This is a genomic window from Puerhibacterium puerhi (assembly GCF_009846865.1).
GTDB lineage: Bacteria > Actinomycetota > Actinomycetes > Actinomycetales > Cellulomonadaceae > Puerhibacterium > Puerhibacterium puerhi.
Genome location: NZ_WUWN01000072.1, coordinates 1 through 9,092 on the forward strand (window position 1 = coordinate 1; position 9,092 = coordinate 9,092).

A 9,092-nucleotide genomic window follows, 5' to 3' on the forward strand; every position below is an offset into this window, starting at 1 on the left:
CGCCTCGACCCGCACCTGCAGCCAGCGCTGGTAGTCCTCGACCGCCGGCTCGGGGTTGACCTGGTCCCACGACTCGGCCAGCGACGGGTCGTCGATCTGCAGCACCAGCCCGGCGTCCAGGATCGCGATGTACTCCTGGCGCAGCACGTCGGCCCAGGCGTACAGGAACTCCTCCTCGCCGGCGTAGTACCGGTTGGAGATGCGCGCGGCCGAGCCGGGCGACAGCGCCGCGACGAACCCCTCCGCGGCGCCGGTCTCGCGCACCGCCCGGGTGAGGTTGTCGACGTCGGCCGCGACGTCGTCCTGGCCGGTGTAGGTCAGCGGGCCGGTCGCGGTGGGGAACGCCGGCGGCGGCAGGTCCGGGTCGGCCAGGTGGATGCCCGAGCGCGGGTCGCCGTAGGCCGCGGCGAATGCCGCGAAGTCGCGCCGGTCCAGGAAGCTGGTCAGCTCCACGGCCCCGGGCCGCGACCGCCTGGGGGTGGTGAAGTCCGGGTCGTCGACCAGCTCCAGGCCGCCGGTGCGGTCGAAGGAGTAGGTCCACCAGGCGCCGTAGTCGACCGACTGGGTGCTGGCGTGGCCGTACTCGCCGTCGTTGACCACGTCGATCCCGGCGGTCACCTGGCGGCGCACCACGTCCGCGACGGCGTCGCCCAGCGCCTTGTGGTGCTGCTCGGGGGCCAGGTCGCCCGCGGCGCGGGCGGCGTTGGCCGCCAGCAGCTCGGGGCTGCGGGGCAGGGAGCCCACGTGCGTCGTGAGGATGCGGTCGGTGCTGCGCAGCATGACGGGTCCTTTCCATCGGTCCTGGCGGTAGCACCGAGGGTGGCCGCGCGGGGCGGCCCACCGGGTTGCTGCGGCGTCGTCGAGCCAGGTCTCTCGGCCGCTCTGGATGGTGGTCGGCCCTATCAGACCACGTCGCAGCGCCCGCCGGGGCGATCCGCGGCGGTGTGACGCGCCTCCGTCTCAGCCGGTGGGCTCAGTCGGTGAGCTCGCGCACCACCGCGTCGGCCAGCAGCCGGCCCCGCAGCGTCAGCAGCGCCCGGCCCTTGACCGCGGCGACGCCGTCGAGCAGCCCGCGGGCCACCAGGCCCGCGACCGCCCGCCGCCCGGCGTCGGACAGCACGCGCAGGTCCAGGCCCTCGCGCAGCCGGACACCGAGCAGCACCCGCTCGAGCGCCGCCTCGGCGGGCGTGAGCAGCTCGCGCCCGGCCCCGGGCGAGCCGCCGGCCTCGAGCATCGCGGCGTAGCGCCGCGGGTGCTTGACGTTCCACCACCGCACGCCCGCCCCGGCGGCGTCGCCCGCGGTGCCGGCGGTGCCGGCCGCGACGTAGGAGTGCGCACCGGGGCCGATCCCCCACCAGTCGTCGCCGCGCCAGTAGGCGAGGTTGTGGCGGCAGGCGCGGCCGGCGCCGCGCGCCCAGTTGCTCACCTCGTACCACTCGAACCCGGCGGCGGCGAGCAGCTCGTCGGCCAGCTCGTACTTGGCGGCCTGGTCGTCCTCGTCCGGCAGGGTCACCGCGCCGCGGCGCACCTGCGCCGCCATCTTCGTGCCCGGCTCCACGACCAGCGCGTACGCCGAGACGTGGTCGACGCCGGTGGCCAGCACCGCCTCGAGGGACGCGCGCCAGTCCTCGAGCGACTCCCCCGGGGTGCCGTAGATGAGGTCCAGGGACACCTCGAGGCCGGCGTCGCGGGCCCAGCGCACGACGTCGGGGATGCGCCGCGGGTCGTGCGTGCGCTCGAGGGTGGCCAGCACGTGCGGCACCGCCGACTGCATGCCGAACGACACGCGGGTGAACCCGCCGTCGGCCAGCTCCTGCAGGGACGCGGGGGTCACGGAGTCGGGGTTGGCCTCGGTGGTCACCTCGGCGCCGTCGGCCAGCCCCCACGCGTCGCGCACGCCGGCCAGGACCCGCACCAGGTCGGCCGCCGGCAGCGAGGTGGGCGTGCCGCCGCCGAAGAACACGGTGCTGACCGGGCGGGGCGTCACCGCGGCGTCGGCGAGCACCTTGCGGGCCAGCTCGACCTCGCGCAGCGCCGTCGTCGCGTACGCGACCTGGGAGGCACCGCCGCCGAGCTCGGAGGCGGTGTAGGTGTTGAAGTCGCAGTAGCCGCACCGGACCGTGCAGAACGGCACGTGCACGTAGACGCCGAACGCCCCGGTGCGCGGGGCGTCCGGGGCGTCCGCCGTCCAGGCCGGCAGGGCGCCGTCGGCCGGGACGGGGACGCCGTCGGGCAGGGCAGGCACTACTTCTTCTTGTCCTTGGCGTCCTTGGCGGAGTCGCTGGAGAGGGCAGCGATGAAGGCGTCCTTCGGGACCTCGACGGACCCGATGTTCTTCATGCGCTTCTTGCCCTCCTTCTGCTTCTCCAGCAGCTTGCGCTTGCGGCTGATGTCACCGCCGTAGCACTTGGCGAGCACGTCCTTGCGCATCGCGCGCACCGTCTCGCGGGCGATCACCCGGGCGCCCACGGCGGCCTGGATCGGCACCTCGAACTGATGGCGCGGGATGAGCTCCTTGAGCCGGGCGGTCATCGCCACGCCGTACTCGTACGCCTTGTCCTTGTGCACGATCGCGCTGAACGCGTCGACCTTCTCGCCCTGCAGCAGGATGTCGACCTTGACCAGGTCGGCGACCTGGTCGCCGCCCTCCTGGTAGTCGAGCGACGCGTAGCCGCGCGTGCGCGACTTGAGCTGGTCGAAGAAGTCGAACACGATCTCCGCCAGGGGCAGCGTGTAGCGCAGCTCCACGCGGTCCTCGGACAGGTAGTCCATGCCCTGCATGGCGCCGCGCCGCTCCGTGCACAGGCCCATCACGGTGCCGACGAACTCGCTCGGCGTGAGGATCGTGGCCTTGACGACCGGCTCGCGCACCTCGCGGATCTTGCCCGCGGGGAACTCCGACGGGTTGGTGACGCGCACGGGGGTGCGGTCCTCCAGCTCCACGTCGTAGATGACGTTCGGCGCGGTGGAGATCAGGTCGAGGTCGAACTCGCGCTCGAGGCGCTCGCGCACGATCTCCAGGTGCAGCAGGCCGAGGAAGCCCACGCGGAAGCCGAAGCCGAGCGCCACCGACGTCTCCGGCTCGTAGTTGAGCGCGGCGTCGTTGAGCTTGAGCTTGTCCAGGGCGTCGCGCAGCACCGGGTAGTCCGAGCCGTCCACCGGGTACAGGCCCGAGAAGACCATCGGCATGGGGTCCTTGTAGCCCCCGAGCGCCTCGGTGGCGGGCTTGCCCGCGTTGGTGACCGTGTCGCCCACCTTGGACTGGCGCACGTCCTTCACGCCGGTGATCAGGTAGCCGACCTCGCCGACGCCCAGCCCCTTGGTCGGGTTCGGCTCCGGGGAGATGACGCCGATCTCCAGCAGCTCGTGCTGCGCCCGGGTCGACATCATGACGATGCGCTCGCGCGGGCTGAGGTTGCCGTCGATGACGCGCACGTACGTCACGACGCCGCGGTAGATGTCGTAGACCGAGTCGAAGATCATGGCGCGGGCCGCGGCGTCCGGGTCGCCCACGGGAGCCGGCACGTCCCGCACGATGCGGTCGAGCAGCGCCTCGACGCCCTCGCCCGTCTTGCCCGAGACGCGCAGCACGTCGGCCGGGTCGCCGCCGACGAGGTTCGCGAGCTCCTCGGCGTACTTCTCCGGCTGCGCCGCCGGCAGGTCGATCTTGTTCAGCACCGGGATGATCTCGAGGTCGTTCTCCATCGCCAGGTACAGGTTGGCGAGGGTCTGGGCCTCGATGCCCTGGGCGGCGTCGACGAGCAGCACGGCGCCCTCGCACGCGGCCAGCGACCGGGAGACCTCGTAGGTGAAGTCGACGTGGCCGGGCGTGTCGATCATGTTCAGCGCGTACGCGGTGTCGTCCACCTGCCACGGCATGCGCACGGCCTGCGACTTGATCGTGATGCCGCGCTCGCGCTCGATGTCCATGCGGTCGAGGTACTGCGCGCGCATGGCGCGCGCCTCGACCACGCCGGTGAGCTGCAGCATCCGGTCGGCGAGGGTCGACTTGCCGTGGTCGATGTGCGCGATGATGCAGAAGTTGCGGATGAGCTCGGGCGCGGTGGCGTTCGGCTCGATGCTCGCGCTCAGCGCGGGTCCGGGGATGGGCAACGCGATCTGGCTCCGTCTCGTCTGGCGGGGGGCGCCCGGCGCCGTGGGCCGGGCCGGGGTCGGCGCGGCCCCGCGAGCGGCGGGCCCGGCCATTGTCCCACGCGTGCACCGGCATCCGCGTGCACCGAGCCTGCTGCGAGGTCCCGGCTGCGAGGTCCCGGCTGCGAGGTCCCGGCGGCCGTGCCTACGGTCGGACGACCCCAGCACGGAAGGAGCACACCGATGGCACACCTGACCGGCAAGCGCGTCCTGGCGATCGTCACGAACTACGGCGTGGAGCAAGACGAGCTGGTCGTCCCCGTGGAGCGGCTGCGTGAGCAGGGCGCGGAGGTGACCGTGGCGGCCGCCGAGCCCGGCGAGGTCCAGACGCTCACCGGCGACAAGAACCCGGGCCGCGTGGTCACCGCGGACACCACCCTGGACGCCGCGGACTCCGACGGCTTCGACCTGCTGCTCGTGCCCGGCGGCACCATCAACGCCGACACGCTGCGCCTGCAGCGCCCCGCCGTCGACCTGGTCCGGTCCTTCGCCGCCTCCGGGCGTCCCATCGCGGCCATCTGCCACGGCCCGTGGGCGCTCGTGGAGGCCGACGTCGTGCGCGGCGCGACGCTCACCTCGTACTGGTCGCTGGCCACCGACGTGCGCAACGCCGGCGGGGAGTGGGTGGACAAGTCGGTCGTCCGCGACAACGGCGCGGGCTACCTGCTGGTCACCTCCCGGACGCCGGACGACCTGGACGACTTCGTCGGCGAGATCGGGACGGTGCTCGAGGCCCAGGCCACGGAGTGACGGCACCCGGCGGCGCGTCCCGGGCCGGGACGCGCCGCCGCGGGTCGCCGTGTCACCGCCGCCCCGGGCGCGAGGCGCGCTAGCGTCCGCGCGTGGGCACCGACCGGCTCGACCAGCTCGACCTCCTGGCCACGTTCCAGGCCGCGTTCGCCGACGCGGTGGACCGCGCCCGCCCGGGCGCGCCCGTCCCCGGGATCGGCGAGTGGCGGGTGCGCGAGCTCGTCGCCCACCTGGCCGGCGTCCACCACTGGGCGGCGGGCATGGCGACCGGCGACCCCGCTCGCCCGGACCACCTCCCGGTCGGCGACGGCCGGCTCGGCGCGCACTACCGGGCCCACGCGGCCGCGCTGCACGCGACGCTCGCCGGCCTCGCCCCGGGCGCGCCCTGCCCCACGCTGACCGGGCCTGGGACGGCGTCGTTCTGGCGCCGCCGCCAGGTGCACGAGACGCTGGTGCACCTGCACGACCTCCACGCCGCCCTGGCCGGGGCGCGCACCCCCGGCGTGCTCGACGGGGTCGTCCCGGCGGGGCCGGCGGTGTGGGCCGACGGCGTGGACGAGGTCGTGACGATGTTCGAGCCCCGGCAGGTGCGCCTCGGCCGGGCCGCCCCGCTCCCCCGCACCGTGGCCCTGCACGCCACCGACGCCGGCGAGCGGTGGGTGCTCGGGGCGCACGAGGACGGGCGCGACCGCACCGAGCGGCCGGCCGCCACCCTCGCCGCGCCCGCCCGTGACCTGGCGCTCGTCCTGTGGCGCCGCCTCCCGCTCGACACCGTCGACGCAACCGTGACCGGCGATCCCGTCGCCGTCGCGGACGCCCTGGCCCGCCCCGTGACGCCGTGACGGCTCCCCGGGCGTAGCCTGGCGGCCGTGGCGAGGCGATGGACCGATCTGCTGTGGGGCGTGGCGCGCGCGGTGCTGCGGGCCTCCTCGACGACCTCGCGCCCGTCCGGCACGGCCGCCCGCCCCCGCGGCGGCGCGGCGACGCGCCCGGCGCCGGCACGCCGGTCCGGCCCGCGCCCCGTCCCGGCCCCCGCGGCGCCGGCCCCCGGCGCCACCGGCTACCCGGGCGACTTCACCGGCCGGTTCACCCCGACGTACGCGCCGCACAACGACGCCCGGCCGGACCCCGGCGAGGTGGTGTGGACCTGGGTCCCCTACGAGGAGGACCACACGCAGGGCAAGGACCGGCCCGTGCTGCTGGTCGGCCGGGACGGGCCGTGGCTGCTGGCCCTGCAGCTGACCAGCAAGGACCACGACGGCGACGCCGAGCAGGAGGCCCGCGACGGCCGGCAGTGGATGGACGTCGGCACCGGGGCGTGGGACCGGCAGCGCCGCCCCAGCGAGGTGCGGCTGAACCGGGTGATCCGCGTGGCCCCGGACGCCGTGCGCCGGGAGGGCGCGATGCTCGACGAGGCGCTGTTCCGGCAGGTCGTGGCAGCCGTGCCGCAGGCGCGCTGAGCCGCCTCCCGAGCCGCCTCCCAAGCCGCCTCCCAAGCCGCCTCCCAAGCCGCCTCCCTAGCCACCGCCGGCGCCGGCACTGCCGGGTTCCCGGCGCGCGCCGACGTTTGCTATCGTTGGTGGTTGCGTGTCCGCCCAGGTCGGCGGGCACAGTCGCAGTTCCTCTCCACGGGTTCCCCACCCCAGTCCCGGAGCTGTGACCGCCCTCTACGACCTATCCGCTCGCCGGCAGGCGAACACACCAGGAAGTCCACCAGTGGCAAACATCAAGTCCCAGATCAAGCGCATCAAGACGAACGAGAAGGCTCGTCTGCGCAACAAGTCCGTCAAGTCGGAGCTGAAGACGCACATCCGTCGCGTCCGCGAGGCCGTCGCCGCCGGCGACAAGGACGCCGCGCAGGCCGCGCTGACGACCGCCTCGAAGAAGCTCGACAAGGCTGTCTCGAAGGGCGTCATCCACGCGAACCAGGCCGCGAACCGCAAGTCGGCCATCGCGAAGGCTGTCAACTCCCTCTGAGCCGCCGCACGGCACAGAGACGTCGGGGGCGCCGCTCCCGCGGGAGCGGCGCCCTTCGTCGTCCCCGGCGCCTCCGTCTCGGCCTGCCGACCGGCCCGGGGCGCGGGTCAGCGGCGCCGGGCCCGGGCGATCGTCAGCACCGCCCGCTCGACCGCGAACACGGGGTCGCGCCCGGCGCCCTTGACGTCGGCGTCGGCCTGCGCGACGGCGGTGATGGCGGCGGCGAGCCCCTCGGGGGTCCAGCGCTGCAGGTCGCGCTGCGCGTTGCGGACCTGCCAGTCCTGCAGCCCGAGCTCGCGCGCCGTGACGCCGCCGCCGCGGATCGCGGCCACCTTGGCCAGCGTGCGCAGGCGCATGGCGAGCGCGGCCACGAGCGGTACCGGGTCCGCCCCGGTCGCCAGCGCGTGGCGCAGCAGCGCGACGGCGGTGCCGGCGTCGCCCGCGACCGCCGCGTCGGCCACCTTGAACCCGGTGGCCTCCACCCGGCCGCCGTAGTAGCGGTCGACCAGCGGCGCCGTGATGATGCCCGTGGTGTCGGAGACGAGCTGGGCGACGGCCGCGGCGAGCTCGCGCAGGTCGGCACCCAGCGCGTCGACGAGCGCCCGGACGGCCTCGGGCTCGGCGCGGCGCCTGGCGGCGCGCAGCTCGCGCACGACGAAGTCCGCCTTCTCCGCGTCCCGGGCGATCGGGTCGCACTGCAGCACGGGGGCGCCCGACCCGACGACCGTGTCGAGCATCTTCTTGCCACGCTGCCCGCTGGCGTGCACCACCACGACCGTGGTCTCCGGGTCGGGCGCGCCGACGTAGTCGAGCAGGTCGGCGTACAGCTCGTCGGTGCCCGCCTCGGCGCCGGCGACCACGACGAGCTTCGCCTCCCCGAACAGCGACGGGCTCGCGGCGACCTGCAGCATGCCGGCCCCGTACGTGGCGCCCTCGAGCTCGACCTTCTCGGTCTCGGGGTCACGCTCCCGCGCGAGGCGCAGCACGCCCTCGACCGCCCGCTCGCGCAGCAGGTCCTCCGGTCCGCGCACCAGGACGACGGGGGCGAGCGCGGGCTCGTCCCAGGAGCGGACGTTGCCGGCGGGCGCCTTGCGGGCGCCGCCGGAGCGGCGGCCGGTGGTGGGGGCTGCGGGAGGCACGCGCCCACTCTGCCACGTGCCGCCCACGCCCCTGCGCGCCGGGTCACCGGCACGCCAGCGCGAGCCCGCCGGAGCGCTGCACCAGGACGGCGGTGCCGCAGCGGTCGGTGCGCACCACCGCCGCACCGAGACCCTCGAAGAGCGTCAGCGCCCGGTCGGTCGGGTGCCCGTAGGTGTTGTCGACGCCGGAGCTGACGAGCGCCACGCGCGGGCTCAGCAGCGCGGCCAGGGCGTCGGACTGCGACGCCGAGCCGTGGTGCGCCACCTTGACGACGTCGACGCCGTCGAGCACGCCGGGCGGCCCCGACCGCTCGACCCGCGCGCGCAGCGCCTCCTGCCCCGCCTCCTCGAGGTCGCCGAGCGTCACGACGTCCGTGGTCCCGCCGGGCCCGACGACGCGCAGCGCCACGGCGAGGCTCGCGTCGTTGGCCCCGTCGCCCTCCTCGCCGCCACCACCGGGGCGGGCGCCCCCGTCGCCCGCACCCCCCGGCCCGGCCGCCTCGGGCCGGGGCCCGAGGGCGGCGCTGCCGGCACCGAGCACCTGCCACTCGACCCGGCGGTCGGAGCCGGTGACGCCGGCGGTGCCGGACTCCCCCGCGGCCGGCACCCGGGCCGCCACCCGAGCACCCTGCAGCGCCTGGAGCGTGCGGCGGGCCTGTCCCGCCGGTTCGGCGGCCGGGGACACCAGCGCGCCGGTCACCTCACGCCCGTGCAGCACGGCGGGCAGCCCGCCGACGTGGTCGGCGTGGAAGTGGCTGAGCACGAGCAGGTCCACCCGGTCGACGCCGAGCGCGTCGAGGCACCGCCCGGCGGCGGAGCCGTCCGGGCCGACGTCGACGACCACGGCCGAGCGCGGGCCGCTGCGCGCGACCAGCGCGTCGCCCTGGCCGACGTCGCACGCCGCGAGGCTCCAGTCGCCGGGCACGCCGCCCGACGCGACCGTCCGCACGGCAGCGGTCGTCACCCCCGACACGACGAGCAGGACGACGACGAGCGCTCCCGCCGCAGCCGCCCGCTCGCGCCGCGTCGCCAGGCCCGCGCGGCGGCGCGCCGCCGCGGCCCGCGACCACGCCG

Annotated in this window: 8 protein-coding genes, 1 pseudogene and 1 riboswitch; of the genes and pseudogenes, 4 read left to right on the plus strand and 5 right to left on the minus strand. The window is 75.6% G+C overall.

Translation table 11 applies throughout. From position 1 onward, the window contains the following. From GSF02_RS17930 to lepA, 3 genes and pseudogenes are all read right to left on the minus strand, one after another. Positions 1-780 (minus strand): annotated as a pseudogene (locus GSF02_RS17930) (epoxyalkane--coenzyme M transferase); the annotation flags it as partial. A gap of 9 nt (positions 781-789) precedes the next feature. Next, positions 790-893, minus strand: a riboswitch (SAM riboswitch). Between the two features lie 80 nt (positions 894-973). Beyond that, on the minus strand, positions 974-2,245 hold the full coding sequence (gene hemW, locus GSF02_RS17935; RefSeq protein ID WP_159798730.1) for a radical SAM family heme chaperone HemW: 1,272 nt from the start codon (positions 2,243-2,245) through the stop codon (positions 974-976). Then, positions 2,245-4,113 (minus strand): translation elongation factor 4, encoded by a 1,869-nt coding sequence (gene lepA / locus GSF02_RS17940; RefSeq protein WP_328799042.1) that lies wholly within the window; start codon positions 4,111-4,113, stop codon positions 2,245-2,247. The genes hemW and lepA overlap by 1 nt, the downstream gene beginning before the upstream one ends. 222 nt (positions 4,114-4,335) lie before the next feature. On the opposite strand from lepA, the gene GSF02_RS17945 reads away from it, so the two are divergent. From GSF02_RS17945 to rpsT, 4 genes are all read left to right on the plus strand, one after another. Further along, positions 4,336-4,902: a type 1 glutamine amidotransferase domain-containing protein gene (locus GSF02_RS17945; RefSeq protein WP_159798731.1), complete on the plus strand. Its 567-nt coding sequence runs from the start codon at positions 4,336-4,338 to the stop codon at positions 4,900-4,902. A 92-nt stretch (positions 4,903-4,994) separates the two neighbouring features. Next, the gene (locus GSF02_RS17950) at positions 4,995-5,744 is read left to right on the plus strand and encodes a maleylpyruvate isomerase N-terminal domain-containing protein (RefSeq protein WP_159798732.1); all 750 of its coding nucleotides are present in this window, start codon (positions 4,995-4,997) and stop codon (positions 5,742-5,744) included. Between the two features lie 27 nt (positions 5,745-5,771). After that, positions 5,772-6,362, plus strand: a complete 591-nt coding sequence (locus tag GSF02_RS17955; protein ID WP_159798733.1) for a type II toxin-antitoxin system PemK/MazF family toxin — start codon at positions 5,772-5,774, stop codon at positions 6,360-6,362. A 256-nt stretch (positions 6,363-6,618) separates the two neighbouring features. Next, on the plus strand, positions 6,619-6,879 hold the full coding sequence (gene rpsT / locus GSF02_RS17960) for a 30S ribosomal protein S20 (RefSeq protein ID WP_159798734.1): 261 nt from the start codon (positions 6,619-6,621) through the stop codon (positions 6,877-6,879). Between the two features lie 107 nt (positions 6,880-6,986). On the opposite strand, the gene holA is transcribed toward rpsT, so the two are convergent. Then, complete coding sequence (gene holA, locus GSF02_RS17965; protein WP_159798735.1) at positions 6,987-8,018, minus strand: DNA polymerase III subunit delta; 1,032 nt, start codon at positions 8,016-8,018, stop codon at positions 6,987-6,989. Positions 8,019-8,061: 43 nt separating this feature from the next. Continuing rightward, the coding region (locus GSF02_RS17970) for a ComEC/Rec2 family competence protein (RefSeq protein WP_159798736.1) at positions 8,062-9,092 on the minus strand (1,031 nt) is incomplete at its 5' end.